This window comes from Bacillus infantis, assembly GCF_020171945.1.
Lineage (GTDB): Bacteria > Bacillota > Bacilli > Bacillales > Cytobacillaceae > Bacillus_AB > Bacillus_AB infantis_A.
The window spans coordinates 124277-149408 of the sequence record NZ_JAIVAP010000008.1; the positions used below are offsets into that span (position 1 = coordinate 124277).

Annotated in this window: 27 protein-coding genes and 2 pseudogenes; 4 read left to right on the forward strand and 25 right to left on the reverse strand. The window is 44.8% G+C overall.

Annotation, left to right across the window (positions count from 1 at the left end; all coding sequences use genetic code 11):
- Window positions 1-317: 317 nt before the first annotated feature.
- The 3 genes from LCM00_RS13165 to LCM00_RS13175 form a co-directional block, all read right to left on the reverse strand.
- The gene (locus LCM00_RS13165) at window positions 318-602 is read right to left on the reverse strand and encodes a hypothetical protein (RefSeq protein ID WP_224902626.1); all 285 of its coding nucleotides are present in this window, start codon (window positions 600-602) and stop codon (window positions 318-320) included.
- A gap of 15 nt (window positions 603-617) precedes the next feature.
- Window positions 618-2513: a tetratricopeptide repeat protein gene (locus tag LCM00_RS13170; RefSeq protein WP_224902628.1), complete on the reverse strand. Its 1896-nt coding sequence runs from the start codon at window positions 2511-2513 to the stop codon at window positions 618-620.
- Between the two features lie 316 nt (window positions 2514-2829).
- Complete coding sequence (locus LCM00_RS13175; RefSeq protein WP_224902631.1) at window positions 2830-3672, reverse strand: DUF1028 domain-containing protein; 843 nt, start codon at window positions 3670-3672, stop codon at window positions 2830-2832.
- A 129-nt stretch (window positions 3673-3801) separates the two neighbouring features.
- On the opposite strand from LCM00_RS13175, the gene LCM00_RS13180 reads away from it, so the two are divergent.
- Complete coding sequence (locus tag LCM00_RS13180; RefSeq protein WP_224902633.1) at window positions 3802-4794, forward strand: BMP family lipoprotein; 993 nt, start codon at window positions 3802-3804, stop codon at window positions 4792-4794.
- Window positions 4795-4807: 13 nt separating this feature from the next.
- Window positions 4808-6466, forward strand: a complete 1659-nt coding sequence (locus LCM00_RS13185) for a methyl-accepting chemotaxis protein (protein ID WP_224902635.1) — start codon at window positions 4808-4810, stop codon at window positions 6464-6466.
- Between the two features lie 51 nt (window positions 6467-6517).
- Here the strand turns inward: LCM00_RS13185 and LCM00_RS13190 are convergent, their stop codons facing one another.
- The gene (locus LCM00_RS13190; protein ID WP_224902637.1) at window positions 6518-7048 is read right to left on the reverse strand and encodes a chromate transporter; all 531 of its coding nucleotides are present in this window, start codon (window positions 7046-7048) and stop codon (window positions 6518-6520) included.
- The gene (locus LCM00_RS13195) at window positions 7045-7617 is read right to left on the reverse strand and encodes a chromate transporter (RefSeq protein ID WP_224902639.1); all 573 of its coding nucleotides are present in this window, start codon (window positions 7615-7617) and stop codon (window positions 7045-7047) included. Before LCM00_RS13195 ends, LCM00_RS13190 begins: the two co-directional genes overlap by 4 nt.
- Before the next feature lie 711 nt (window positions 7618-8328).
- Between LCM00_RS13195 and LCM00_RS13200 the strand changes: the two genes are divergently transcribed.
- Complete coding sequence (locus LCM00_RS13200; RefSeq protein ID WP_224902642.1) at window positions 8329-8718, forward strand: sporulation protein; 390 nt, start codon at window positions 8329-8331, stop codon at window positions 8716-8718.
- Window positions 8719-9175: 457 nt separating this feature from the next.
- Here LCM00_RS13200 and hpf read toward each other — a convergent pair whose 3' ends face one another.
- From hpf to LCM00_RS13295, 20 genes and pseudogenes are all read right to left on the reverse strand, one after another.
- Window positions 9176-9730 carry a ribosome hibernation-promoting factor, HPF/YfiA family gene (hpf, locus tag LCM00_RS13205; RefSeq protein WP_224902645.1) on the reverse strand — a complete coding sequence of 185 codons (555 nt, stop codon included), beginning with the start codon at window positions 9728-9730 and terminating at the stop codon, window positions 9176-9178.
- Between the two features lie 249 nt (window positions 9731-9979).
- Window positions 9980-10369, reverse strand: a complete 390-nt coding sequence (locus LCM00_RS13210) for a hypothetical protein (protein WP_224902648.1) — start codon at window positions 10367-10369, stop codon at window positions 9980-9982.
- A 9-nt stretch (window positions 10370-10378) separates the two neighbouring features.
- Window positions 10379-10720, reverse strand: coding sequence for a flagellar protein FliT (locus LCM00_RS13215; protein WP_224902651.1), 342 nt, complete (start codon window positions 10718-10720; stop codon window positions 10379-10381).
- On the reverse strand, window positions 10720-11121 hold the full coding sequence (fliS, locus tag LCM00_RS13220; RefSeq protein ID WP_224902654.1) for a flagellar export chaperone FliS: 402 nt from the start codon (window positions 11119-11121) through the stop codon (window positions 10720-10722). The genes LCM00_RS13215 and fliS overlap by 1 nt, the downstream gene beginning before the upstream one ends.
- A gap of 42 nt (window positions 11122-11163) precedes the next feature.
- The gene (gene fliD, locus LCM00_RS13225) at window positions 11164-13245 is read right to left on the reverse strand and encodes a flagellar filament capping protein FliD (RefSeq protein ID WP_224902657.1); all 2082 of its coding nucleotides are present in this window, start codon (window positions 13243-13245) and stop codon (window positions 11164-11166) included.
- 16 nt (window positions 13246-13261) lie between these two features.
- Window positions 13262-13624 carry a flagellar protein FlaG gene (flaG, locus tag LCM00_RS13230; protein WP_224902659.1) on the reverse strand — a complete coding sequence of 121 codons (363 nt, stop codon included), beginning with the start codon at window positions 13622-13624 and terminating at the stop codon, window positions 13262-13264.
- A 1238-nt stretch (window positions 13625-14862) separates the two neighbouring features.
- Complete coding sequence (locus LCM00_RS13235) at window positions 14863-15003, reverse strand: YjfB family protein (RefSeq protein WP_224902662.1); 141 nt, start codon at window positions 15001-15003, stop codon at window positions 14863-14865.
- A 79-nt stretch (window positions 15004-15082) separates the two neighbouring features.
- On the reverse strand, window positions 15083-15322 hold the full coding sequence (locus LCM00_RS13240) for a hypothetical protein (RefSeq protein ID WP_224902665.1): 240 nt from the start codon (window positions 15320-15322) through the stop codon (window positions 15083-15085).
- Between the two features lie 100 nt (window positions 15323-15422).
- Window positions 15423-15899 (reverse strand): annotated as a pseudogene (locus tag LCM00_RS24965) (flagellin); the annotation flags it as partial.
- Window positions 15900-17006: 1107 nt separating this feature from the next.
- Window positions 17007-17393 (reverse strand): annotated as a pseudogene (locus LCM00_RS24970) (flagellin N-terminal helical domain-containing protein); the annotation flags it as partial.
- Between the two features lie 109 nt (window positions 17394-17502).
- On the reverse strand, window positions 17503-17736 hold the full coding sequence (gene csrA / locus LCM00_RS13250; protein WP_129613318.1) for a carbon storage regulator CsrA: 234 nt from the start codon (window positions 17734-17736) through the stop codon (window positions 17503-17505).
- The gene (gene fliW, locus LCM00_RS13255; RefSeq protein WP_224902670.1) at window positions 17737-18168 is read right to left on the reverse strand and encodes a flagellar assembly protein FliW; all 432 of its coding nucleotides are present in this window, start codon (window positions 18166-18168) and stop codon (window positions 17737-17739) included.
- Window positions 18169-18185: 17 nt separating this feature from the next.
- On the reverse strand, window positions 18186-18746 hold the full coding sequence (locus tag LCM00_RS13260) for a DUF6470 family protein (RefSeq protein ID WP_224902673.1): 561 nt from the start codon (window positions 18744-18746) through the stop codon (window positions 18186-18188).
- A 52-nt stretch (window positions 18747-18798) separates the two neighbouring features.
- The gene (gene flgL, locus LCM00_RS13265; RefSeq protein WP_224902676.1) at window positions 18799-19662 is read right to left on the reverse strand and encodes a flagellar hook-associated protein FlgL; all 864 of its coding nucleotides are present in this window, start codon (window positions 19660-19662) and stop codon (window positions 18799-18801) included.
- A gap of 11 nt (window positions 19663-19673) precedes the next feature.
- Window positions 19674-21260: a flagellar hook-associated protein FlgK gene (gene flgK / locus LCM00_RS13270; protein WP_224902681.1), complete on the reverse strand. Its 1587-nt coding sequence runs from the start codon at window positions 21258-21260 to the stop codon at window positions 19674-19676.
- Between the two features lie 17 nt (window positions 21261-21277).
- Window positions 21278-21760 carry a flagellar protein FlgN gene (locus LCM00_RS13275; RefSeq protein WP_224902684.1) on the reverse strand — a complete coding sequence of 161 codons (483 nt, stop codon included), beginning with the start codon at window positions 21758-21760 and terminating at the stop codon, window positions 21278-21280.
- An 18-nt stretch (window positions 21761-21778) separates the two neighbouring features.
- Window positions 21779-22045 (reverse strand): flagellar biosynthesis anti-sigma factor FlgM, encoded by a 267-nt coding sequence (flgM, locus tag LCM00_RS13280; protein WP_009792978.1) that lies wholly within the window; start codon window positions 22043-22045, stop codon window positions 21779-21781.
- A gap of 115 nt (window positions 22046-22160) precedes the next feature.
- A complete protein-coding gene (locus LCM00_RS13285) occupies window positions 22161-22577 on the reverse strand; it encodes a TIGR03826 family flagellar region protein (protein WP_224902686.1) in 417 nt (138 codons plus the stop codon).
- Window positions 22578-22615: 38 nt separating this feature from the next.
- A complete protein-coding gene (locus LCM00_RS13290; protein ID WP_224902688.1) occupies window positions 22616-23335 on the reverse strand; it encodes a ComF family protein in 720 nt (239 codons plus the stop codon).
- Window positions 23316-24683, reverse strand: a complete 1368-nt coding sequence (locus LCM00_RS13295) for a DEAD/DEAH box helicase (RefSeq protein WP_224902782.1) — start codon at window positions 24681-24683, stop codon at window positions 23316-23318. The genes LCM00_RS13290 and LCM00_RS13295 overlap by 20 nt, the downstream gene beginning before the upstream one ends.
- Here LCM00_RS13295 and LCM00_RS13300 point away from each other — a divergent pair.
- Window positions 24588-24815 carry a hypothetical protein gene (locus LCM00_RS13300; protein ID WP_224902788.1) on the forward strand — a complete coding sequence of 76 codons (228 nt, stop codon included), beginning with the start codon at window positions 24588-24590 and terminating at the stop codon, window positions 24813-24815. The two genes, LCM00_RS13295 and LCM00_RS13300, sit on opposite strands and share 96 nt — an antisense overlap.
- The last annotated feature ends 317 nt before the right edge of the window (window positions 24816-25132 follow it).

The window sequence follows — 25132 nt, forward strand, 5'->3', positions numbered from 1 at the left end:
AAATGGGCGTAAATTTATGGTAATGTGAGTTGATTTTAAGAAATGTGGTTTGATTTTGAGGCTGATGAGCACAATTATCTTGTTTTGGCCAATTTTTGAATCATAATCACAGTTTCTGAATCCGGAATTAAACTCCAACACAGCTTACCAACGGGGTTTCTACATAAAAATTTGTTTTTTCTACATAAAATTCCTGGAATTCTACCAAAAATCAGAATGATTCTACATAAAAAACGAATGATTCTACATAAAATACAAATATTATCAACAAACCACAAAAAAACCGGCACCCCCACACAATGGAGCACCGGCCCAATTCAAAACCTAAGCAAAGACGTAACAACCACAATCCCCAGCACAGAAAAAGCAAACGTACTGTACTCCAGCTCCTTATTTTGGTCGCCCAGGAATTTGGCTGTAATGGTTTCCAGCACCCGCACCAGGATAAAAAGCACCACCAGCACCGGAATTAGCAGATAGATATTATCCCGCACTGGCCCAAAGTCAATCAGCCTTACTAAGAGCAGCAGCACTCCGAGTGAGACCAGGTCACTCAGATTGCGGTAATTCTTTTTAAACAGCCATCCGAAAAATGTATTCAATATGTCGCACCCTTTTTAGTTATTTTGCAGCCATGTCTGAATCCCGGGAATTTCCTGCCATAAGTGAAGATGCCCATCCGCATAGGTTACAGCCTCATTCTTGTCGCCCCAGCTATAATAGTCCGGAATTGTGCGCGGCATTTTCTTTTTCCCTGAAAGATAGTCTATAGCATGCGGATTCTGCTTCTTCGCCTTCTTCAGCAGCGCAGCCGCTTTGCTTGTGAAACCTTTTTCGAGCAGTTCCAGCAGAACCTGATTGAAGAGTCCTGCAGCCATTTCTTCCGGATAAGCTTTCAATAGCTTTCTGGCTTTCTTGTATTGCCTGCTCTCACAGTAAGCCTGGAACAGCACATACCTGATACCCTGATTGTCATTCGGATTCAGCTCAAGAAGCTCTTCAAATTCCCTAATCGCTTCCGGCAGATTGCCAAGCGCATGAAGCGCCTGTGCATAATTGGCTTTAGCCCTCATAAATGGCCGCGTTTCAATCAGGCCCCAGAAGTGGCCTTTGTTTTCCTTGAAAAAGCCGTCCCCGAGATCCTTCCGGCCAGCCTCCATCCCCTTTTTAAACAGCTTAGCTGCTTCCGGGAGATCTTCCTTTTCAGCAAGGATATTATAGGCATCACTATTGAGCGGATTCAGCTCGAGTGCTTCCTCGGCAAGCTTGTATCTTTTTGCCCCGGATGATTCGAATGCTTCATACATAATATCCTGAGCTTTATCCTTCTTGGTGGCCGAAGCTTTTTTTGGCAGCGGTTTATTCATCAGCCCCTGAAGGAAAGTATCCAATTCCTGTTCGCTCTCGAACTCCTGCTCCCCGACAAGACCCATCAAATCCTGGATCATCCGCTCAGACTCCATCAGGGAAGCCGGCTCCTGGAGCTCAGCTTGAAAGATCTCCTCCAGCACATCCTCGATCGCATGATAGATTTCACCATAAGCATTCGATATGCTGGCTGCAGACACGCCATAAAGGGTTCCCAGCTGTTTTTGAGTATACGCAGGGCCCGACGGATTGGCCAGAGTGTCCACAAGATAGCGTAGCGCCGCCACATAAATCCCGGTCTTCTTCGGCTTCTTGCCAGTTTTCCCGGCATATTTCATCCAGAGGGTGACCCCCATATCAATGACCCAGCTTTCCTCGCCTTCCTGCTCCATATCTCTGGCAAACAAATCAGCAACCTCAGCCGCTCCTTCGTTCGGCCACTCAAACGCCATAGCAGCCCCCGGCACTTCTTCCATCATCTCAAGGAAGAACTCCTGCAGAAATTTCTGCGGATCCTCCATCCTGGTGGCTTTATATTCTTTTAAAATAAAATCCGTATATTGATCATTGTGTTCCCCGTCCAGTTCAAACGGCGCCGGGAAAAATACATGATGATCCAGATAAGGAAGCAGCATGCCGAATGCAAAACGGCCAGCCTCTATATCTCTGTATGATTCAAGGATTGTCACTGTAAACGATTTTCCGCTCAGTACATCCTCAACAAGAAGCTTATTATCGGCCTTCTCCTTGATTACGCCGGCAAAGGCAAACGGCTTGTCCCATTTCTGCAGGATATCCTTCAGGTAGGAATTCTTCAATACAGGGAGCATTTCTTCTATAAATAAATCCATGATCCGCTCGCCGGAATCTAGCTCCCCAAAAGCTGTGAACCAGAACGTGTGGACAAATTCATAGAACTCTCTTTCTTCCTTATCGAAGTACGGAAGATCCTCCAATTCAAAAGACTCCTGGAGCTGTTCTCCGTATACTCGCTTGGCAAATTCAATCGCTTCTCCCTGGAGAGCAATGATTTCCCCTTCCATCCTGTCTGATATTACAATCACATCCTTGCTTCCGCAGCATTTTTTGTATTTTTTTCCGCTGCCGCATGGACAAGGATCATTCCGGTTAATTCTTCCGCTCAACATCTATCTCTCCTTCCGTGCATTCATTCTATCTCTTTTTTAGCATAATCCCTGTTAAATTGAAACTACTAATAGGAAAAGCGGAAGCGCCTTGGTCCCTAAAGGAACGCAGACTAAAAACGCCACGTCCTGTGGCAACGTCTGCATGACCCCCATCCTGGGGGCCTCAAGACGATCCTGCCGAAAAGGCGTTCTTTGCCTTTTTGGCAGGATTGGCTTGTGACCTCGAGGGGGTAGGCGCTGTAGCTAGACAGTAATCGAAGTTAATAAAATATACTTACATATCTAATAAAAAACAGCCGCCAAACGGCAGCTGCTATTCTTGTTTCTTCATATATTCCAGTATATCCAAATCTATTTTCCCCTCATCCTGCTCGCGCTCTTCGAAGTTTTCTGTATGGATATAGGTTTTCAGCGCTTTGTATAACTCCCCGCCAGAGGCCTTTTTCTCGAGATAGCCGAGCCTCACCAGCTGGCTGCCCAATTCTGCCTCGACACCTCCTTCGATATCAGCAACCCTGCCCTCTCTGCTCGGTGCAAAATAAAGCTGCTGCAGATGGTAGATCCGGATCAATTCCGTGATCGGGTCAGGGTGGTCATCAACGCGGAGATCGATAAAGCGGTCATTAAAGCCGCCATAACCTCCTTTTTCTTTCACGACCAATAAAGCTGCTGACTGCTGGCCGCGGCTGTCCCCGCCTGCTTCCTGGCCAGCGTTAAGGGAGGCAAGCAGACGTTCAGCCAGGTTGCCTTCACTGCTGGTAAAAGTATCAGCCATCGCCTTTACTGTATTTTCATCTACTAAAATATTTCCCTGCGCTGCGAAATACTCGCCTGCAGTCCCGCCGGCCCAGTCATAGCAGCCGTTTCCTGTAAAGGTAGCCCCGTTGCCCTCGAAATCAACAATTCCGACCTGGCGCAGTTCCTTGTCAGGGTCTTCGGCTGTAATGAGATCAAGCGCCTCCTGGGCAGTCTTTCCCTGCTCCATTAATTCTAGAGCCTGCGGACCGTAAGCTGTATTCGCATAAGACTGCGTTGCCACTGCACCGACGCCTGCCTTGGCAAATGGCACGACCGCCCCTACACCCAAAAATTTGGATTGAACTGCAATCCCCCATTCTTTTTCCTTCGGATCATAGCCGACGATTGAAAATGTCATTATGTACTCCTCCTAAGATCTCTTTCACTACTATTTCGCGGCCCTAAACAATTTCTCCTGCTTGCTTTTTCTAAATAAATGTCTGATTTTGTCGATATACTCACCGTGAGAAATTTTTAATAGAGGTGAATGGAATTGGTGAAAAAGTTAGGCCTGCTTCTGCTGGGCATTCTGCTGCTGGCAGGATGCTCGCTGCCCGGCGATGCAGCGGAGGAAAAGCAGGAAAAGGAATATAAGATTGGCATTTTAATGTCGGAAACAGGATTAGGGGACGACTCCTTCAATGACTCGGCCTTCCGCGGCCTTGAAAGGGCCCGTGATGAGCTCGGCGTCCTGTTTGATTATAAAGAGGCCCCAGACGGAGATTCAGAGGAAAAGCTGACAGAGCTTGTCGAGGAAAAAAATGACCTTGTCATCGGCCTAGGTTTTACAGCACAAGAGCCGCTTGAAAAAATCGCTAAGAAATATCCAAAACAGCAATTTCTGCTGATTGATGCCGTATCAGAATTGCCGAATATCGCTTCAATCACATTCAAAGAGCATGAAGGCAGCTTCCTGGTCGGAATGGCAGCAGCCATGGCCAGCAGAACGGGCACACTTGGCTTTATCGGCGGTGAGGATGCAGAGGTCATCCACCACTTTGAGCAGGGCTTCATCCAGGGTGCCAGGCATGTGAAACCCGATATCAAGATTTTAACCGAATACGCAGGTTCATTCAGCGATGCTGAGCTTGGCGGCAAAATTGCGGAAACGCAGATCAGCAAAGGTGCGGATTTCATTTATCCGGCAGCCGGGTTTACTGGCTATGGTGCCCTGCAGAAGGCCCAGGAAAAAATGGTTCACGCAGCAGGAGTCGACTCTGATCAATTCTTCGTTGCGGAAAAAGCCATTGTCACCAGCATGCTGAAAAATATTGATGTTGCGGTCTACGATATCGCTAAGCTTTTAAAAGAAAAAGGGAAAGTGGACCAGCATTCATTTGTCCTTGGCCTGGCGGAAAACGGCGTCGGCCTGGCGGAATTGCGTGCATTCCCATTCTCGGAAGAACAGAAAAAAGCCCTTATTGCCGCCAAGGATGAAATCATTGCCGGCGACATTACTGTAAATTCTACTAAACCATAAAGGAGGCTGCAGCATGAGATTGCGCAACCGACTGATGATGATTGCCATCATCCCTCTTATCTTATCAACTCTAATCATCGGTTATATGATCAGCCAGATTCTTGAGCTTCAGAGCTCCTCCAGGGAGGATGTAGAGGTCCTGCTGCAGATAGAAGCCCTGAATGGCGACTTTGTCAGCGCCAGGCAGTCACTGGCAAACGCAGCGGCGACCGGCACGGACGCTAATAAGCAGGAAGCTGCCGGAATGCTCGGAAATATTGAAAAAGAAATGAAGAAGCTGAAATCTGCCATAAGTGAAGCAGACCAGAAAGACACCTTCTCAAAAGCAGAAAATAAATTCAGCATCCTAACAAAAGAAGCCGGCGACGCCCTTAAAAGCGGGAACCAGCCGGAAATCAAGCGGCAGTCCATCCGCATTGCAGGCATCATGAATGATTTTTACTTTTTGGACAAGCAGGCAAAAGAGTGGTATGAAGCCAAGACTGCCCAGATGGAAAAACAGATTGGCTTCATTGTCACATCATCCCTGATTGCCAGCATCCTGCTGATTCTTCTGTCCGGAGGATTTTCATGGCTGGCAGCCAGAAAGATTACAATGCCGCTTAATGAAATCGTCCAGCAGGCAGGGCGTGTCGCCAAGGGAGATTTGACCATCGAGCTCCAAAAGGCGAAGCCGGCCAGCAAATTTGAAATAGACCTTCTGCGTTCAGCTTTTGCCGACATGATTGGCAACGTAAAATCAACCGTTGAATCGATCGATGATGTCGGGAAGCAAGTGTCCACTTTCTCAAAGGAAGTATCCGGTTATATGGAAAGTGTGACAGAAAGCAGCAGCCAGGTGGCCGTTTCTACTGAAGAACTCGCAAAAGGAAGCCAGGCGATTTCCGAGGATATCCAGTCAACCGCAGAGCTAATGCGCAGCATGGGTGACAACTTTACAGTGGTCCAGCAGGAAAGCCAGTCCTCGCTGCAGGCGAGTATGGAGGCCCTGACTTCCATCGACGCTGGCCGAAAGTCACTGGAAAAACAGGCAGCCTTTGCCGGGCAGCTTTCCAGTTCATCAGAAGGAATCAAGACTTCCGTCCAGGAATTCGCCGAGTATACCGGCAAAATCGAGAATGCGGCCAATACGGTCAGAGAAATAGCAGAACAGACCAATCTGCTTGCACTGAATGCAGCCATTGAAGCAGCCCGCGCCGGCGAGGCAGGCAAAGGCTTTGCCGTTGTTGCGGAAGAGGTAAGAAAGCTCGCAGATGACAGCTCGAAAGCAACCGTCCTGATCACCAGCATGGTTTCAAGCATCAAGCAGGGTGTTTCTACCATACTGAATGCAACAGAGCTGGGCAGCAAACTGACTGACGAACAGCTAGGGTCCATCAAAGAAACAGAAGACAGCTTCTTCACCATCGCCGGTCATGTGGCAGGAATCTACGACCAGCTCACAACATTGGCGGAAGGCACGGAAAAATCCGCAAGCATGAGCCAGCAGGTCATCGCGGCGATTGAAAACGTCTCCGCTGTTACGGAAGAAACCGCAGCCGGAACAGAAGAGATTTCCGCTTCCACCGATGCCCAGCTCCGCTCCTTCGAGCAGGTAGGCGATAAGGTTTCAGCACTTGAAAGATTGACTGAGGAAATGAAGCGTGAGCTTGGGAAGTTTAAGGTAAGTTAAGATGGCACAAAAAAGAACCGAATCCAATTGGATTTGGTTCTTTTTTCTCTATCACGCTAAAAATATCCCGCCATAAACAAGCGATCCGGCAATCACATACGCAGGGTGCACTTTGAACTTTTCCATAAGCACAAGGCTGACGACCCCGATGAAGAGAGTCTGCCATATGCCGGCACCTTCGTATGAGGAAAACAGGAAGTCGTACGTCATGACTCCAAGAAGGACGGCGATAACCGGTCTGATGACAACCGTCATCCGTTTGACGCGCGGTGATTCCTTGTATTTCATCAGCAGTCCGAGAAGGCCGATCATCAGGATCAGCGAAGGGGCGACAGTGGCAAAAACGCCGACCGCGGCACCCAGAACACCAGCCTGGTCATAGCCGATATAACCGGCCATCTTTGTGGCTATCGGGCCGGGAAGTGTGTTCCCTAATGCAAGCATCTCACTGAACTCACTTGTGCTGAGCCAGTCATAGCGGTCGACCACTTCATTCTCAACCAGCGGGATGGACGCCGGGCCGCCGCCATAGCCCAGGATCCCGGGGATGAAAAATGCTAAAAATATCTGGATATAAATCATGCTGAATCTTTCTCCTTTTCCGCATTTTTGCCAGCCTTATCCTTTTTAAGGAGCGCCCCGAGCAATAAACCAATAATAATGATTGCGGGATGAACGTTCAGGACCTCCAACACAACCAGGCTTCCGGCCACAAAAAGCAGTGTCCAGCCCCAGCCGAGATTCGATTTGACTGATTTTTTCACAAAATCCCAGGTCAAAGTGCCGAGCATCACAGCAACGACAGGCACAACCGCCATTGACATCCCCTGCACCCAAGGCTGGTCTTTGTAGGAATTCAGCACGGTCAAAAGAAGCACCATCAGAATGATCGTCGGCACAATCGTCGCGATGATGGCATTCAGCATCCCCCAGACCCCTGCAACCCGGTAGCCGATATAGCCGGCCATTTTCGTGGCAATCGGTCCCGGAAGCGCGTTGCCGAGCGCGAGCACATCGCCGAACTCATCTGAATCCATCCATTTATATTTTTCCACAACTTCTTTATGAACGAGCGGAATAGAGGACGGGCCCCCGCCATAGCCCAGGATTCCTACCCTGAAAAAGGCTAAGAATATGTCTGCATGCTTCATGACTGATTCACCTTTTCATCCTTTCCGGCCTGCCCGATGAACAGGCATCCGGCAGCCCTCCCGGCACAATGTCAGGAGGGCTGCCCTAATTATTATTATTTTCTAATTATAACGCTCTATAACCCCTTTGCCTATCCATTTACTTTATTTCGTTACCATGCAGCAATGGTTCCGTTGACCAGGACAAGGCTGGTAAATAAAAGGGCTTCTATTTGCAACATACTAAGCTCGATTTCTTAATTAGAATTAAAAAATCATTAGAACACCTTGTGAAAACAATTGATTTTCCCGGCGATTTTTTGTACAATAAACCTATAAATTCATAGCACGTCTCCCACAAAGGGGAGTAGCTTTTACAGCATAGTCGTCATTACAGAGCATACGCTCTCGGCTTTGCTGGCAGACCTTATTCTGTTAGCCAGACCTTTGCCTGAACGGCAAAGGTCTTTATTTATGCTCTAAAAAGGCCTTTGCCGCGCTGGATGATTCCAGCATTGGCAAAGGCCTTTTTTCGTTGCGGGACATGCGCCTTTTTTGGCAGACAAGTGTGGTAATTGGCTGCGGGCGTGCATATGAAAAGAAAAGAGCTTTGTGGCTGGAATGCCAGAAGGAGCAGGGAATGTAAAGAGAGAAAGTTCCAAAATGAAGTTTAAACAGGACATCCAAAGACTAACAGAATAATAAAACACAAAAAACTAATAGGAGAGATTTATGTTGCTTTTACGAAAGTATATGTCATTGATCGGTGTCGGGTCGGCGAGGATTGACCTTATATTGCCAAAGCTGAGCTACAATCCAGGCGAGAGCATTTGCGGCTATTTCAACATCGAGGGAGGCACAATCGACCAGCAGATCAAACGTATTGAATGCGACCTGGTGGTGACAGATGAAACGGGAGAGAGTGTAGTAGACTCTACCACCATCCTGACTACGAAAAAAATTGAATCGGATGAATGCAACCATATGCCGTTCCACTTCACTTTGCCGGAGACACTGCAGCCGTCAGGCAAAAAGCGCTCCTACCGTTTTAAGACGCGGATGATTTTTAACGAAGGCGTTAAAAGTGCGGATTTAGATGAAATTACAATTGTTCAGGCTTAATGGAGGAAAAAGTGAATATCAAACAAATGAAACAGCTCATTATGGCCGCGGCCCTTGTGAGCATCATCGAAACCGGCTATCAGGCTGTATCCGCACTGGAAATTAAAAACCCGCCGCGGGTATAGCTCGTTCAGTCCAGCTTTCAAAAACCCTCAAAATTCGACATAAAGAACATCTTGACTTTTTCTTTATAAAGAATTTTTATCCACTTAATGTTAATTTTTTAGGAAAAAAGGAAGGTTTTTTTCCAGTTTTATAGTATAGTAGAGGGTATAACATTCGAAGGAGTGAACGTACTTGAAGTTTAAAGCCCTCTTTTGTTTCTTTTTAAAGAACCACAAATACAGCTACTATAATGATCAATGTGTCCGGTGCGGGAAAAAGAGAAAGCGTACCGCTGCCTAAGTCATCTAAATAATAAGACCCTGCTCCATTTGGGAGCAGGGTCTCTTTATCATTATTGAGCTTCAATCAGACCATAGCGGCCATCTTTACGCTTATAGACAACATTGGTACGGTTTGTTTCCGCGTTTGTGAATACATAGAAGCTGTGGCCGAGAAGGTTCATCTGCAGGATCGCTTCTTCATTGTCCATCGGCTTCAAATCAAAGCTCTTCTGGCGGACAACCTCAAGCTCGTTATCCTCTTCTTCCAGGACAGGTGCCTCCGGCTCATCAAAAGAAGCGAACATCAGCGTCGGGCTTCCCTTCTCACGGAACTTGCGGTTCACCTTCGTCTTATGCTTGCGGATCTGCCGTTCCAGCTTATCCACAATCAAATCGATGGCCGCATACATATCATCATGATCCTCCTCAGCACGGAGCACCAGATTCTGCATCGGAATGGTCACTTCCACTTTGGAGCGGTTATTATTATACGTTTTTAAGTTTACATGTACATTTGCATCAGGAGTTTCAGTAAAATATTTTTCCAGTTTCGCAATCTTCTTCTCTACGTATTCTCTAATCGCTGGAGTTACCTCAATGTTTTCACCACGAATGTTATAATTCATAGATGAACTCCTCCTTTTCATTATACAGTAAAACTTTCACAGGCATCCGCGGCCCAATAAGCTGCCGCTCCCTGAAAAAGCCTAGTCTTAAGAGTTTATTAAGACTATGTAAATATAATTCTACTGTACCCCAGAAAAGTCCTGCAAAAACGTTGAGATAAATTGAAAACATTTGTCGAATGCGTGTCGATTCAGCTGCTTCAATGCCTCCGGCAGCAGAAAAGAAAAAAGACCGCCAATAAAAGACGGTCAGGATTGTGTATAAGGCTTAAGCTCCTGCTGGATCATGAGGCTCCAAGCGGCAAAAGCAGGATACAGCTGTTCACGGATGATCTGCTGTTTTTTCTCAAGGCTGCCGAAATTACCTTCCAGCATAGCAGCTTTTTCAGCCACCTCATGAAATGAGGCAAGAGCTCCTTCAAGAGAAGGGGACTCTTTTTCAAACAGCCTGCTCAGCTGTTCACTGGTACTGGCAATATGAGGCAGCGCCTGGAATACATCCAAAAGTAAAAGGTCACCTTCAGTCTTCTCAAGATTGTCAAAGCTCGCCACGATGTATTCAAGTGCCTCTTCCACCGTTACTAGCAGATCCTGATATTCCTTAATTAATATATGCTGATTTTCTTCGAGTTTGATCATAGAAGCCACCTATTTTCGTTTATCGTAAAACATACCGTCCGTTGCCATCGACTGATATGGATTCACGTATTTATTGTTCGATTCCTTCTTAATTGACAGGCCTTTGATATCTTTCTGAATCAGCGCCTTTTCCTTCTGCAGCAGCTGTGACAATCGGATGTTGAGGTCAAGCAGCTTTTTTCCGAGGGCCTTTTCCCCTTCTGAATACGGCGGCTGGAGCTCCTGCATTAGCTGGTCCCGCTCCTCAAGGGCAGCTTCAATCCAGCCGATCTTCTCATCGCGGTCGCTGCCCTGCTCCAGCCGATCAACCAGCCCCACAGTTAAAGCATACAGCCGCTCAACCGAACTCATTAAATCTGCCCCGCCTGGCTGAACTGCTTCTGGCGGTTCACTTGGATAACCTCTTTCCATGTATCACGGAACTCGGTCACAAGCCCTTCCACCTCATCAAGGATGGCTACATCACTTTTCAGATTCGCCTCAACCAGCTGACGGTTCATATAATCATAAAGCGACATCATATTCTGAGACACTTCCTGATCCATATTAAGCGTCACCATCAATTCCCTGATGATGTTCTGCGCCTTCTGGATATTCGTATTCTTCGCTTCAATATTCTTATCAGCAATTGCTTTCTTCGCCTGAAGAATGAACTTCAAGCAACCATTATAAAGCATCAGCGTCAGCTCCCCAGGCGAAGCCGTTGTAACCGAGTTCTGCTGATATGATTGGTATGGATTTTGTGTGGCCATTAAGGACACTTCCTTTCAAAACTGTATTCCCTGTGGCTTTGACTATCCTCCGAACTGTTGCATTAGGTAGGCCATCTGCTCGTTCGAGCGCTGGATGGCTTTTTCCATGGCGGTGAATTGGGACCAGTAGCGGTTTTCCACCTGTGTCAAACGGTCCTCGAAGCGGTCGATGCTTTTGTTGAGGCTGTCAAGCTGCTTGCCCATTGTAAACTGCTGATTGGTAGAAAAAGAGTTTCCTGCCTTCAGCTTGATTTTCTCCATTGAATTATTGACTGTATCATAGAGACGCTGAACAATTCCTTTTTGATCATTAGTTGTTCCAGAGGCATTAAATAACTTTTCAACGGAGGCAGGATCAGCCTCAATCGCTTTTTTTAGCTCTGCCTCATTAATCTCAAGCTTACCGCCTTCAAGGTAATTAGCCGTCGTTTTTATGCCAATGGCAGAAAGCTGCTTATATAGCGGATTAATTCCTTCACTGTTGACGGAAGTGTAAAAGTCCGTTCTCATTGTTGTAAGAAGGCTTGATAGTGTAGGATCCCTGCGCAGAGTTCCGCTTTTTGCCTTCTCCTCCCACTGCTCCTGCTGCTTATCAGACAGCTGCTCGCGCTGTTCATCAGTGAGAGGTGTATATGTTTTATATTTCTCCTCGGATACCTCACTCTGTATTTTGCCGATTAATTCATTATACTTGTCGACGAAACCTTTAATATTTTCATAGATATCATTTGTATTATTATTGATCGAAATATTGACTGGCGCATCTTCAAAAATTTGCTTTAACGTAAAAGTAACTCCACTGATGTCAAATGTGTTGGAGCTTCGTTCTGTTTTTAGCCCATTAATGGTGAAGACGGCATTGTCTCCTCCTGTTTCTTCAGCACCTGCGAATTTAAGTACATTGTCTATAAATTCACCTGAAGTCACAATCTCTTGATCCTCAGGAGCTACTTTGATAATGTTTCCATCTATATCAGTTTGTAATGAATCTTTCCCTTGGAAATTCCCTGTTTCTGTCCTTGTTAGAGTAATCCGATCAGTAAAAGAATCATAAAACATCGTGACACCGGCTGTTGAAGAGTTTACTTTGTTAATCACATTATTAAGGGACTCTGAACCTTGAATATTGAAATTCTCTGTTACCAGTCCCTTTGAGGTATAAGAACCCACTTTAAAGTTGGTATAGTTTTGCTGGTAGTTGACTTCGATAACTGTATCTTTAGAGATCGGGCTATTCATCGTGACTTTTCCATTTGTCTTGTCAAGTGTTCCTATTACGTCATCACCATTTTTAATTTCCAAGACTTTGTCAGCTGATTGATCATCAATTTTATATTCTTTTCCTGCAATTGTAAACGTTGCAGAGCTAATGGAACCTTTTGATAATGAGAACGAGGTGAAATTTTCACCTGCAGTAAAGATTTCGATTTTATTTGTTGCTACATAATCAACTTTAATAGAAGAGCCCTTAGTTAGAGAATCTTTAAAAGTTAAGTTTCCTTTATTATCAACTAACACCTGTCCATCCTTTAAGCTATCCGCACCTATTCCCGATACAACTTCGTATGTTACTCCATTGACTTTAACATTCATACCATTTATATTGGCAATGCTGACTTTTTCATTAAGTCCCAGTGAGAAATTTTTCACTTCATCGGATACGTTTAGAGTCTTGGATTCAACACTCCCTTTATCCCACTCAAAGCCTGTGCTTACTGAAAAGCTATCCTTTTCTTCAAATAGAGATCTGTTAACATCAACTTTTTTATCACTAGATTTTGAAATACCTTCGTTATTTACTTTTGTTGCCGCTGAAGCCAATTTCTCTACTTTAGATATTGAATAGGAAGCCAATGCAGCTGCACTGGTAGCTGTCGCAGTGACCCTGGCATCGTTTGTGGTAGTTGTTGAACGTGCTCTATATTTTGTAGATAGTTTCATTTGTGTTAATTCAGTTCTGAAATTAAGCAAAAGAGTATTCATAGAACGGTAATCATCCCGCTGCCATTCCATTACTTGCTTTTTTTGCTTCATCTTATCTAATGGCATCCGCTCAGCCTTCATTAAATCCGATACGAGCTGATCTATATCCATTCCACTTGCCAATCCACCGATTCTAACCAAGATTGGTCACCCCGCTTTAAATCTTTTTATCAACCATCAGCCCAACAAAATCTGTCATGGCTGCATACATATCAAGCATTTTTTTGGATGGTATTTCCTTCACAACCTCGTGAGTGTCATTATCTACGATTGTTACATAGTACTCATTTAATTTCTCATGGAGCTCAAATTTGAGGGAAGTGTTTGAAGGCTGGAGAAATTCATTCATACCATCAATAATATCATCGAGTTTTTCTTTGCTTTTTTCATTCGGATAAGTATTTTGTCCTGTTAATACAACATCAACTTGCTCTTTATTATCCTGCGTTTCCGTCTTTTCTAAAGATGTAGTTCTAGGTGAATAGGGGACAACGCTTTGCCCTAAAAGCCTCTCAATCATGGAGATCCTCCTATTCTAGTACATGTTAATTATATCGGCTTTAAGAAAGAATATTTTAGCGAAAATAATGTTGCTAGCTTTTATTTAATATTGCGAGTGGATTCAATGCTATAATTAGAACGAACGTTCTTTAGCTGAAGTTATATGATAAAGGAATTTTATAAACTCTCATTAGTCCAGTAAAGCATTCTGGTAGCAAGCATCCTTGGTAATCGTGAATTAACTAAACTATAAAGGGGTTCACGCAGAATAACAATAGCTATCGGGAGCTCTACGGACCTAATTAAAAAGAAAAGCGTAAATGGGAACAAGCTTATTGTCCTGATTTCCTCTATATCACTCCTATAAGCAGTAATTTACGTTCTTCTCCCCATTTACGCTTTACCGAGTTATTACTACATTTTTCATGATAACACCGGAAATAAACAAGTTCCTCAAGCTCAATTAAAGCACTGTTTTGGAACGAGTTTATTCAATAATTCTTTCCATTATTTATAGTTCACTTACGTTTGGGACGTGAAAGGTTTTAAGATGTATTTAGAAGAGAAGGCGGTTGAATCCAATCAGCCGCTTTCTCGTTTTTTCTCTGTTTGATGCAAGCAATACCTCCTGGACCACAACTTTGCCATTGCGACTGGAGGTTTTATTATGAACAAAGTTTTAACTCAATGTCTGAGCAGTATAAATATAGAACTCAAGCAATTTCTTATTTAGTTTAGTCGTAAGATTACGGGAAGAAATGTCGTGAGTTCATTCATGATTCTCTCTCCTTCCAACCAATTTCTACAAAACTGGGTCTCCATTCTTTAGAATAATCTCGATTAGCCATTTCTACACTCTGGATGAGCACTAACTTTAGACTAACGATGTTCATACGCTTTACAGGCTTTTTCTTCATTTCCACTACATTTTCAAGCAGTTCCATCTGTTTAAAGGTTTCATTGAGTATAGATTCATCGTTTGCTCCTCTTAAAATAGCAATAGCCCCTACTCCGATAATCGAAGTAGAGGCTTAGATCGCTTGGTTCTTAAACATCTAGTACCCACCGAACAAAACATACGTACTATAATTAAAATGTATATCTTAATATCTTGTTATTACTTGTTATGTATTTTTGCTATTTGAGTTTCTGTGCGCAGAGCATGTGGCAAGTTGATGGACTTTAGGGGCACAAATCAACTTTCCCCATTTGCCCCAAAAAGAAAAAGAGTAACCTAAACTGTTATTCTTGGTATTCTTATCCTTTTAAATCAATGGTCCCACCTAAGTGTGGATGCGCGGCAAGTTGGATTGCTGATGCATCAGTAGTGCTCTTCAACTTTTGAATTGCATCCCCTTGCTGTTCAGCACTTCCCATCGACATTTTCATCACTGACATAGGTGCCTATTGTTGGACTTAACTTTGTCTTAATGCTATTGACTTTAGGGCTATGTCCATTTAATACACTTCTTTCATACTAATTGTTAATGGATCTTAACTGTTCTTCTAAAGAAAATACTTCGTTCTTCAATTCATTTAATTGATAATTTAACACTTCTACCTGCTTCGAGCTAAGCTCATGTTCAAGAGCATATTCAGCTATCCTTTTCATTTCATATAGCTTTGAGTCTAGGTTTTCCATTATACTCTCCTGCTCCTTACACCATAGAAGCTGTTCTTCAAGAAACCTTTTTAACTCTTGTTGATTATTATCCATCTCGTTTTCTCCTGAAGCTTTCTGCTAGTTTATGGTATTTGGTCTACTTGTAAAAAAAGAGACACTAGGAAAACTAGAGTCTCTTTTTTTAAATCTAAGATTAACGTAATAATTGAAGTACACCTTGTGGTTGTTGGTTAGCTTGAGCTAACATAGCTTGAGCAGCTTGAGAAAGAATTGAATTCTTCGTTTGAGTCATCATTTCTTTCGCCATGTCTACGTCACGTACACGAGACTCAGCAGCTGTTAAGTTTTCAGAAGAAGTGTTCAAGTTGTTGATTGTGTGTTCTAAACGGTTTTGAGAAGCACCTAGTTTAGAACGTTCAGCAGAGACTTTTTCAATTGCATTGTTTATTACTTCTATCGCTGCAGTTGCACTTTCATGTGTACTTACATCAAGAGCCGCCACGTATTCATTATTATCTGTACCATTAGTTACATTGTTAGCGGCTGTGAATTTAGCACCGTCAACTGTTGTATGATCTTGACCAGCCTTACCAACGATATTTAATGCTTCTGAACGCATATCACCAAATTCAACTGTCATTGATTGACCTTTGTTTGCACCGATTTGGAAAGCTGCTTTGAATGTGCTACCAATTACATCTGAAGCTGGACGACTAACACCGTCTTTTACTTCAATTGAATTACCTGCTAATCCTGGCTCTTTTGCTGTTACATCAATGCTACCAGCTGCTCCTGAGTTAACTGTAAGAGTTACATCTTTCATCTTACTGCCAACTTGATCAACAATACTTGCAACTAAAGCTTCTTCATCGGAGGAATCTAACGCAGTTGTTCCACCATTAGCCCAGGTAACAAGAGATAAGTCTACAGAAAAATCTGCGCTTCCTTCGTATTTGCCCTCATTACCATTAAAAAATTCAATTGTTTCATTACCAATAGTAAATCCTTTTCCAGCTAGGAATTTAGTAGCCCCATCTGCACTAACAGTACCAGAATCAAAGTAATCTGTGTTTGATACACTGATACCAGATTCAAGAATTTGACTCTTGATGTCTGCAGCTGTGAAATCGGCTAAGGTAGCTGTAGCTCTTGTACGAGATTCAGCAGATCCAGTAACTTCTACCGCTGTATCTTCTACGGCAGCAAAGTTTGCTCCCTTGTCACTACTTGCAGTTAAAGCAGTCTGCCCAGATGCACCAACAACTGAGATTGATTGACCTTCCCCTATAGCAACTGAATTTACAGTTAATACTGCATCATTACGAGAGAATGTATAGTTATTAGCATCAATATTTGAATTTTGCTGAAGAGCTGCTTCTAATCCTTCTTGTAATTTACTCGTAATAAATTTTTGATTAGTATTACCATCTACCAAGGAAATAGTTACTTCTCTACCGCCATCTTTTACTTCAAAAGTATTTGCTTTTGGATCTGAAGCATCTGCAACATTAGAGAAATTTACTTTTACTGATTCACCATTAAATTCAAAAGTAAACTCTTGTCCATCAAGTTCATCAGCGCCTTCACCTGATGTTAAAGAAATCTGTAGGTTTGCTCCTGTAGCTGGTGTTACTGAACCTGTAGACAATGCTGTTTGAGCGATCGCACCTGTTTCACCCAACTTGAGTTCACCAACAGCCTTAGCATTTGAGCCGTCTCCACGAAGAATTTTCTTCGTATTGAATTCTGTTGTATTACCAATACGATTGATTTCAGAAGTTAACTGATTCATTTCTTTTTGAATTTCGCCACGGTCAGAATCAGTATTTGTATCATTAGAAGCTTGCGTAGCTAATTCGCGCATACGTTGAAGGATATCATGTGTTTCATTTAATGCTCCCTCAGCAGTTTGAATCATTGAAATACCATCTTGAGCATTTTTTGAAGCCATATCTAAGCCACGAATTTGTCCACGCATTTTTTCAGAAATTGCAAGACCTGCAGCGTCATCCCCAGCTTTATTAATACGAAGACCTGAAGATAATTTCTCCATAGATTTAGACTGTGCAGTTGATGCTGTATTCAACTGACGATAAGTATTAAGCGCAGCAATATTATGATTAATTCTCATTACTTTCTTCCTCCTTGAGTGTTTTTCCCACATCCATGTGGTTAATTTTTCAGCTGTTCTAAAGTCGGCCGCCTTTAGGTTAGCTGGTTACATAGTTAATATCGGCCGGTTTAGACAATGTTTAACAAAAAATAAAAGTTTTTTAGTTTTTTTGTCTAAAGAAAGACGTAAGGCTGCCCAGCAGCTCGCTTTCTGTTTTAGTTGCGCTGCTGTTTTCCTGCTGGATGGAGAGATAGATTTCTTTTCTATGTATCTCTACATTCTTAGGGGCATTGATGCCGAGCTTGACCTGATCTCCGTCAATCGAAACAATCGTGATTTCGATGTCGTCATTTAGCATAATCGACTCTTTTGTTTTGCGGGTGAGGACGAGCATTTATTTCCCCTCCTTGGTTATTAGCAGATGCTTCGTTGTATAGGAAGTTCCATTCAGGATAACTTGCTTGCCTTGTTTTTCTTTTTGATTGATGATGACCGGCGCCTGGAGGTTGGCGGTTGTTTTTTCAAAAGGCTCCTGGACCGTTAAGATGGCAAATACGGCAACGTCCTTATCAGATGAAATGGATAATGCCTCGGTCACCTCTTCCGGCAGATCAAATTCATAGTCTGTGAAAAAGCTGAATGGATCTGTCAGGATGAAGGCTGTTTGAGCAGTCTTCACTGACTGCAATACGAATAAAGGCGTTTCCTTAATAGGCAGAATGCAGTATTCCTTCTCATCAATAAACCCAGGTATCCCAGCATTAAAATGAATGACTTGTTTTTCGTTTATTTCTAGTTCTCCATGAAACTTTGTTTGCAGGTTCATGCTATCACCACATTCCTTTATTCATTGCTGACAAAATCGATTGTCAGGCTGTTTTTTTCGAGCACTTCGGGCGTGACTTTTCCAGGTATATAATGATGGATTGGCTTTTGGGTTTCTGCGCTGATGATTGGCTTTTGCGGTGTAGCGTTTATTTTGACCTGTGCAGGTTCATACTGCAGCTTCACACTGAAATAGGACGGCAGCCAGCCGATATTGAACTGCTTTTCCGGCCCTTCGCTGTTTGCCTTGGCCTGTCTCGGGATAGGATTGCCTCCGTTTTCAATCTTCATCAGCTCACTGCCTTCTGAGGCTCTTCTCTCTAGCCCGGAAAGCCAATCCTGGTAGCCATTTTGAGCAAATTCAGCGATCCGTACACTGAGTGACTTAAGATCAACATCTTCCCTTGCCTTTGTTTGGTCAATTGTCAATCTGCCAGGAACCGTTTCAATTTCCAGCTTGGCCTGCGGCTGTTCAATCGACTGAATTGCTTGGGGCTGCTGGATTTCCTGGACGGGCTTTTCAATATTGAGCCCAAGCCGTATAAAGTTAGATTCAAGTCTTATTTGAGGAACCTTCATCTGCTCTTCTCCTTTCTATGAAAAAAAGCTATCACTCGGATAGCTTTCATTTTTATCTTAAAAAGTCCACAAGTGTCGGCTGGATAATCCGCGAGCCAACACTTAAGGCGGCACGATGGACGCTTTCCTGTGTAGTAAGTTCCATGATGACCTTTTCCATATCGACATCTTCATTGTCTGATAGGATTCGGGTCGAGAAGACTTCCTGCTGCTGGAGGCGGTCGTCCATTAGTTCGATGCGGTTTTGCTTGGCACCGATCTTCGCCCGTCCGGCAAGCATTTGATCGATATATTTATCAACCTTTTCAAGATATCCGCCAATTTCAGGGCTGTCTTCATTTAAAGAGTTGATAAGACCTTGAATATCACCGCTGTCTTTTAACATATCACCAAAAATCTCATTGCCGCTCATATTTACTTGAACTTTTATATTTGAAAAGACCTCAAGGTTGATAGCTCCATCATTAAAGGTGCCTTCTTCAGCTGGCTTCACATTAGTCTGCGTTCCGTTAAAAATGTACTTTCCGCCTACTTGTGTTTCACCGATATTAACCAAATGTTCCTTGAGCTGTTTTATCTCTTCCATAATGTTTTTCTTTTGGTCGCCTTCAAGTGTCCCATTACTTGCTTGGACGGTTAATTCCCTAATCCTCTGCAATGCCATGACTCCCTTATCCAAAGCATCATCCGTACTGTCAATCCAGTTCTTCGCTTCGCCGATATTTCGCTGAAACTGCTCAATCCGATTGAGATCGGTCCGATAGTTCATCGCGAGCATCGCTGATACAGGATCGTCCGATGGCTTTGTGAACTTTTTCTGTGTGGAGATCTGGTCCTGCAGCTTGCCAAGCTTGGAATAGCTGTTGCTCAGGTTGCGGAGCATATTATTTGATAACATTGATTGCGTTACGCGCATTTCTTTTCACCTTACCTTCCGACGACGCCCATGCCGTTAATGATTTTATCGAGCATTTCGTCCACTACAGTTATATTCCGGGCTGCCGCGTTATAGGCATGCTGGAATTTAATCATATTGGTCATTTCTTCATCGAGTGAGACGGCACTTACTGATTGTCGGCTTTTATCTACAGAGTCCGCCAGAACTAGTGAGTTTTTCGCATTTTTCTGGGCGCTTTGAGAATCGACGCCGAGACGGCCGATGACTCCGGAATAGTAGGTGTCCAGGTTTCCGGAGGTCATAGTTGCCGGAGGAGTGGATTCATAGCTGCCAAACGATTTAGTTTTTATCAAGGCAAGCTTATGGGCATTTTCGTTATCTCCCGAGCCGCCGTTTTCTTTTGCTGCTGCAGCTATTAAACTGGAGTCTTTCAAAATATCAGCATTCACCTTAATCTGCTGGGCGGGATTATCACCCAAGGCTGGATCAAGGACAAAGAATTCAACTCCTGCTTTCCCTGCTAAATCAAAGCCTTGTTTATGAATGGCATTAAATTCATTCACAAAAGCAGTCGTAAAATCATCCAGCTTCTTCAGCATATCCGGATAATACCCAGCCACATTCCCATTACTGTCCTGATAACCATAACTTTTAACCAATCCAGCAAGCTCGCCTGAGAAATTAATGCCATCCAAAGCGACATCCCCGACTTTTACCTGAGTGATCGTTCCGCTGATCAGCTCCAAATCTTCGTTTGTGGCATCAGCAGTATCATAGACCTCAAGCTTATTAGCAGGCTTAAGACCGTCCTCTTTTGTTACATCCAAAAGCACCGCAGGCGTTGAGAAAGATTTTCCATCCTCCCCAACAATCTCGATCTTATAAAGCCCTTCGGCAATATCCTTAGCATGCCCATACTCAGTCGGTTTCACATTAGTCACTTTAACATTAACCAGTTGCGAAAGCTGATCAACGTACATATCCCGTTCATCATAAAGGTCATTCGGCAAATAGCCGTTCGGCTCTACGCTCGCAATCTGCTTGTTAAGCTGATCAATCTGCGAGACTAGGGCATTGATTTCTTTTACTTTGACACCGATTTCGTTGCCGATGTCCTGCTGGACTCTTGATAGAGAATTATAATAGTAGTTTAATGTGTCTGCCACCATCTGGCCGCTTGCCGCCGCTACATCGCGTGCACCGGTGTTTTCTGTATGGCTGGCGATATCCTGTAGGGAATTCCAGAACTTCTCCATTGTCGCATGAAGGCCGCTTTCAGAAGGCTCGTTCATGATTTCCTCCATTTTTGTAAGCGATTCGCTCATGGAGCTGTAGTAGCCGACTTTATTGGCTTCGACGCGGTATTGGAGGTCAAGGAAGCCTTCACGGATCCGCTGCACGGAGCCCGCTTCCACCCCAGTTCCCATCTGCCCCGGTATTTGCGGACGGTTCATCGATGCTGCCGGGTATGGCGATGTCTGTTCAAAGTTGATGCGCTGGCGGGAAAAGCCTGGCGTGTTGGCGTTGGCGATATTGTGGCCTGTTACATATAAGGCGCTTTGCTGGGTGAACATGCCGCGGCGGGCTGTTTCGAGTCCCATAAAGGTTGAACGCATGGTGATTCCTCCGTCTCTTAGGCTTTCGAGTTAAACAGCCCTTGAGAAGGAAGCTGTTTGTTCTGCTGGCCGGCTGCCGGTCCATAGTTGATATTTTCCGGCTGCGGCCTCATCAGATTCATGGAAACATTGATATACTGCAAGCTTTGGTCCAGCAGCTGCTGGTTCAGATCATTGGCATCTTTTATATGAAGGATGGCTTCTGCCAGCTCTTCCGTCAAACCCGCCAGCTTTTCCTGGTCCGGGAGGCTTAGAATCTCCAGACAGTCTGAGATTGTAGGATTCGCTTTCCCCGGCACCAGGGCCGCTGCCGTTTTCTGCCTGTCATTTTCAATTCTTCTGATCGCAGCCACATGGGTCTGTTCTTCTTTTAAAATCTGGCTGAGGGCTTCAGTGTCCCCTGCCTTGATGATACCGGTTTTCCGGGCAGACAGCTCAGAAAGGCTTTTATGGAGCCTGATGAGCTTCGTCATACTCTCGAACAATAGTTCAGCGGACATGAAGTCCCCTCCCTTCTGTTAATTCTTTGTATAGTAATCAAGCAGGCTTTTCGCCACTTCTTTTGGATTTACTTTATAATTGCCGTTCTCGACCTGGATGCGCAGCTCCTCAACTCTTGCCTGGCGCTGCTGGTCGATCTTGGAGGTTTGCTGCATTTCCTTGGCAGCAGATGAGATCTCCACCTTGTCCGCGGCTTTTTTCGCCTGGGCATTGGCGCTGTCCAGCTTGTTCTGCTGGCGTTTGTATGGGTTAATTCCTGAAGGTCCAAAATTATTAATCTTCATTGTTTTCCCTCGCTTTCGACCGAACGATAGTCTTTCCTCTATTATCGGCTATGCCGGCAGTTTTTTAAATAAAAAGAGCAAAAAGGAATAAAATGCATCTATTTGCCTATATTCTTTACTTGTCATTGATTGAAAAATAGGTGCCTTGCTTCTCCTTAAGCGCCAACTGCTTTTTCCGTTCCTCTTCAGCCTGTAAGCTGTTTATATCCTTCCGCAGCTCTTTTGCACATTTTTGGCAGATCTTCCCTTCGCGGATATATGCTCCGCATTTATCACAAGGATAGCCGAGATTCGGGAACTGAGCCAGCTTCAGCTTGCCTGTCCGGATGAATTTTAAAATCAGCGTCTCTTCAATCCCTGTTGCGTGAACCACCTGCTCCATCGTTGCCGTCCGGTTCTCTCTTTTGCGGATATATTGATAAACCGTTTCGTACTTCAGCTCCTCTTCCTTCCAGCAGTCATTGCATATATCACGGAATTGATTTTTCACAAAAATCTTGTCACAGTAGGGGCAATTTTCCAGTTCAGCCATATCAGTTCTCTCCTAAATAACTTATATAGTGGTCACGGTCACCCTCTCGCCAGTGTGAGAGACATGATGTTAGACGCACCTGCCTGTTTCAGCGGCAGGGCAGCATGCCTGAGGGTGCTTCCTGTAGTATATATATCGTCAATGAGGAGGATGTTTTTAGCTTCGAATGTGGCGGAAGAGCTTATTTGAAAGATTTCACTGAGATGGATTCTTTCTTCCCGCGATTTTTTGGACTGCTTTTCGGTGTGGTTTCTGGTGAGGAGATGGGATGGAGTTTGGCCTGCTGAGGTGATGAGAGCTTCAGCCTGGTTGAAGCCGCGCTCGTAGAGGCGTTCGGGGCTGAGCGGGATAGGGGTGATGAAATCTGGTTTGAGGCTTACTATTTTTCTTTTTATCTTCTGTTTAAACACATTGGCCAGGATGTAGTCCCCTCTGTATTTATAGCGGGCAATCAGCTCCTTGAGGAAATCATTGTATGTGTAAAGAGAAATATTTCTGTTGAGGACGCCTTCCCATTCGGGGTCTTTTTCCCAGCGGATGCAGTCATAGCACATTTCGCCAGCAATGAACTGGGGATCAAGCCCCTGCAGCCGCCTCCCGCAAATTTTGCATAGCGCTCCCTTTAGCTCTTCAAAGCTCTTCTCACACTCCCTGCATATTACCTTCTCTTCTGTCCGTGTAAACAGCTCCTGCCAGCCGATTTCCGCATCAATCTCTTTATGACAGATCAGGCAATGATTAGCTTGAAAAAGATTCATACAAGATTAGCCCCCTTCGTTTCGCTTCCCTGTTCATACTGGTAATTTGGTTTCTCGCTTTGATCATATCTTCTGTTTTGCCGAAGTGGAAAAAGGTAATGGTGCCGCTGGGATGATCTGCGCTCCTGCCGACCCTGCCGGAGATTTGGACGAGGGCGCTTTCGGTAAAAATGTGGTGATCGGATCCGATGACAGCTACGTCGATGTTCGGGAAGGTTACGCCTCTTTCCAGGATGGTTGTGGTTAAGAGTATCTCCGTTTCTTTATTGCGCATTTTTTGGACCTTGGCTTTTCGGTCGGGATCTTCGGCATGGACGGAATCAGTTTGTGTGTGGAGCTTTTGTATCAGCGGCAGTGCTGCTTCCATGATGTCGATGCGCGGGAAAAACAGGAGGATCTGCTTGGAGGTTTGGATGCGTTGGTTGATCCAGCTGATAAGTGGAGCGGGCAGCTTGTTCTTCTTTAAGAGCTTCTCCCAGTTACCGCACCAGCGGTATTCCGGGACAGGGAGGGGATGTCGGTGGTAGCGCGCGGGAATGGTGACGTGGTCTCTTTTTCCGGAGGAGCAGTCTCTCTGCCATTTTTGGTTGGGTGTGGCGGTTAGATAGATCATGGATGACTCCGGCTTTCTTGCCTGCTGGACGGCGTATTGGAGGGTGGCATCGACTGAGTATGGGAAAGCATCCACTTCGTCCAGGATGACAGTGTCGAATGCCTGGTAAAAGCGGAACAGCTGGTGGGTGGTGGCGATGGTGAGCGGGGCGTAGATGTGGCGGTCTTCGCTGCCGCCGAAGAGGGAAGCAACGGTTATTCCAGGGAATACTTTTTTCAGGCGCGGAGTGAGTTCAAGGACTACATCGGTTCGCGGTGTGGCGAGGCAGACTCTTTTTCCAGCTTGGAGGGCATGGTCGATGCCTGCAAACAGGACCTCGGTTTTTCCGGCACCGCATACCGCCCAGACCAGGAGCTCTTTGTTTTGCTGGATGGCTTGTGCTGTGCGGTCGGAGGCAGTCTGCTGGCCGTCGGAAAGATTGCCTGTCCACTCTAGGTAGGTTTTTGACTGGGGCTGCGGTGGTTTTGGACCTTGCCAGCTGACGAGCGGGGTGCAGGAGCTGACCCGACCCATCATGATGCAGCTTCGGCAGTAGAGGCAGTCTTCACCGCATCTGGCACATGGGAATTTGGCGAAAAGGTGAGGTTGAGCGTTGCCGCAGCGGGCACATTGGGGCTTTTTGCCGGTGAGTAGGATGCCTTGGCGGTAGTTGATGTAGCCGTTTTGGTAGTGCTGATCGATTTCTTGTGGTGTGAAAGGGAGTTCGTCTGTGAGGAGCTGCTTGCCGGTGAGCATTTCGGCCAGTTTTTTGTCCGGATTGAAGGCTGGATTGAGGGGAACTGTAGGAATTTCTGCTATTTTGGAGATTTGGGTGCCAATTGGGTCCTGGATGAGGCGCCCTTCTTGGATTTTGAACTTCAAAACTAATCATCCTTTCCTGTTTATTTGCGGGATTTAAGATATATTTGCGACTTTTGAGTTTTATTTGCGACTTTTTCTTTTTATTTGCGAGTCCAAGCCATATATTTGCGACTTTTTCTTTTTATTTGCGACCTCGCCCTTGGGCGGCGTACGCCGCGAGATGCCGCATCCCCCTCTTATTAGCAACTTCCACCATATATTAGCAACTCCCCCCTTCCCACAATCTGCCCCATCCCAAAACCCGCCCAGCCACCACGCCAAATCCCAAACCCTCCCCCTAGATTCCCCCCTCAATTTCCTCTATAATAAACCATGAAGAATCC

What these genes read in the sequence shown, in the direction of transcription:
- LCM00_RS13175 (WP_224902631.1), bottom strand. Translation starts at nt 3,672, where the DNA reads ATGACATTTTCAATCGTCGGCTATGATCCGAAGGAAAAAGAATGGGGG.
- LCM00_RS13180 (WP_224902633.1), top strand. Translation starts at nt 3,802, where the DNA reads ATGGAATTGGTGAAAAAGTTAGGCCTGCTTCTGCTGGGCATTCTGCTG.
- LCM00_RS13185 (WP_224902635.1), top strand. Translation starts at nt 4,808, where the DNA reads ATGAGATTGCGCAACCGACTGATGATGATTGCCATCATCCCTCTTATC.
- LCM00_RS13190 (WP_224902637.1), bottom strand. Translation starts at nt 7,048, where the DNA reads ATGATTTATATCCAGATATTTTTAGCATTTTTCATCCCCGGGATCCTG.
- LCM00_RS13195 (WP_224902639.1), bottom strand. Translation starts at nt 7,617, where the DNA reads ATGAAGCATGCAGACATATTCTTAGCCTTTTTCAGGGTAGGAATCCTG.
- LCM00_RS13200 (WP_224902642.1), top strand. Translation starts at nt 8,329, where the DNA reads ATGTTGCTTTTACGAAAGTATATGTCATTGATCGGTGTCGGGTCGGCG.
- hpf (WP_224902645.1), bottom strand. Translation starts at nt 9,730, where the DNA reads ATGAATTATAACATTCGTGGTGAAAACATTGAGGTAACTCCAGCGATT.
- LCM00_RS13210 (WP_224902648.1), bottom strand. Translation starts at nt 10,369, where the DNA reads ATGATCAAACTCGAAGAAAATCAGCATATATTAATTAAGGAATATCAG.
- LCM00_RS13215 (WP_224902651.1), bottom strand. Translation starts at nt 10,720, where the DNA reads ATGAGTTCGGTTGAGCGGCTGTATGCTTTAACTGTGGGGCTGGTTGAT.
- fliS (WP_224902654.1), bottom strand. Translation starts at nt 11,121, where the DNA reads ATGGCCACACAAAATCCATACCAATCATATCAGCAGAACTCGGTTACA.
- flaG (WP_224902659.1), bottom strand. Translation starts at nt 13,624, where the DNA reads ATGATTGAGAGGCTTTTAGGGCAAAGCGTTGTCCCCTATTCACCTAGA.
- LCM00_RS13235 (WP_224902662.1), bottom strand. Translation starts at nt 15,003, where the DNA reads ATGTCAGTGATGAAAATGTCGATGGGAAGTGCTGAACAGCAAGGGGAT.
- LCM00_RS13240 (WP_224902665.1), bottom strand. Translation starts at nt 15,322, where the DNA reads ATGGATAATAATCAACAAGAGTTAAAAAGGTTTCTTGAAGAACAGCTT.
- csrA (WP_129613318.1), bottom strand. Translation starts at nt 17,736, where the DNA reads ATGCTCGTCCTCACCCGCAAAACAAAAGAGTCGATTATGCTAAATGAC.
- fliW (WP_224902670.1), bottom strand. Translation starts at nt 18,168, where the DNA reads ATGAACCTGCAAACAAAGTTTCATGGAGAACTAGAAATAAACGAAAAA.
- LCM00_RS13260 (WP_224902673.1), bottom strand. Translation starts at nt 18,746, where the DNA reads ATGAAGGTTCCTCAAATAAGACTTGAATCTAACTTTATACGGCTTGGG.
- flgL (WP_224902676.1), bottom strand. Translation starts at nt 19,662, where the DNA reads ATGCGCGTAACGCAATCAATGTTATCAAATAATATGCTCCGCAACCTG.
- flgK (WP_224902681.1), bottom strand. Translation starts at nt 21,260, where the DNA reads ATGCGTTCAACCTTTATGGGACTCGAAACAGCCCGCCGCGGCATGTTC.
- LCM00_RS13275 (WP_224902684.1), bottom strand. Translation starts at nt 21,760, where the DNA reads ATGTCCGCTGAACTATTGTTCGAGAGTATGACGAAGCTCATCAGGCTC.
- flgM (WP_009792978.1), bottom strand. Translation starts at nt 22,045, where the DNA reads ATGAAGATTAATAATTTTGGACCTTCAGGAATTAACCCATACAAACGC.
- LCM00_RS13285 (WP_224902686.1), bottom strand. Translation starts at nt 22,577, where the DNA reads ATGGCTGAACTGGAAAATTGCCCCTACTGTGACAAGATTTTTGTGAAA.
- LCM00_RS13290 (WP_224902688.1), bottom strand. Translation starts at nt 23,335, where the DNA reads ATGAATCTTTTTCAAGCTAATCATTGCCTGATCTGTCATAAAGAGATT.
- LCM00_RS13295 (WP_224902782.1), bottom strand. Translation starts at nt 24,683, where the DNA reads ATGCTCACCGGCAAGCAGCTCCTCACAGACGAACTCCCTTTCACACCA.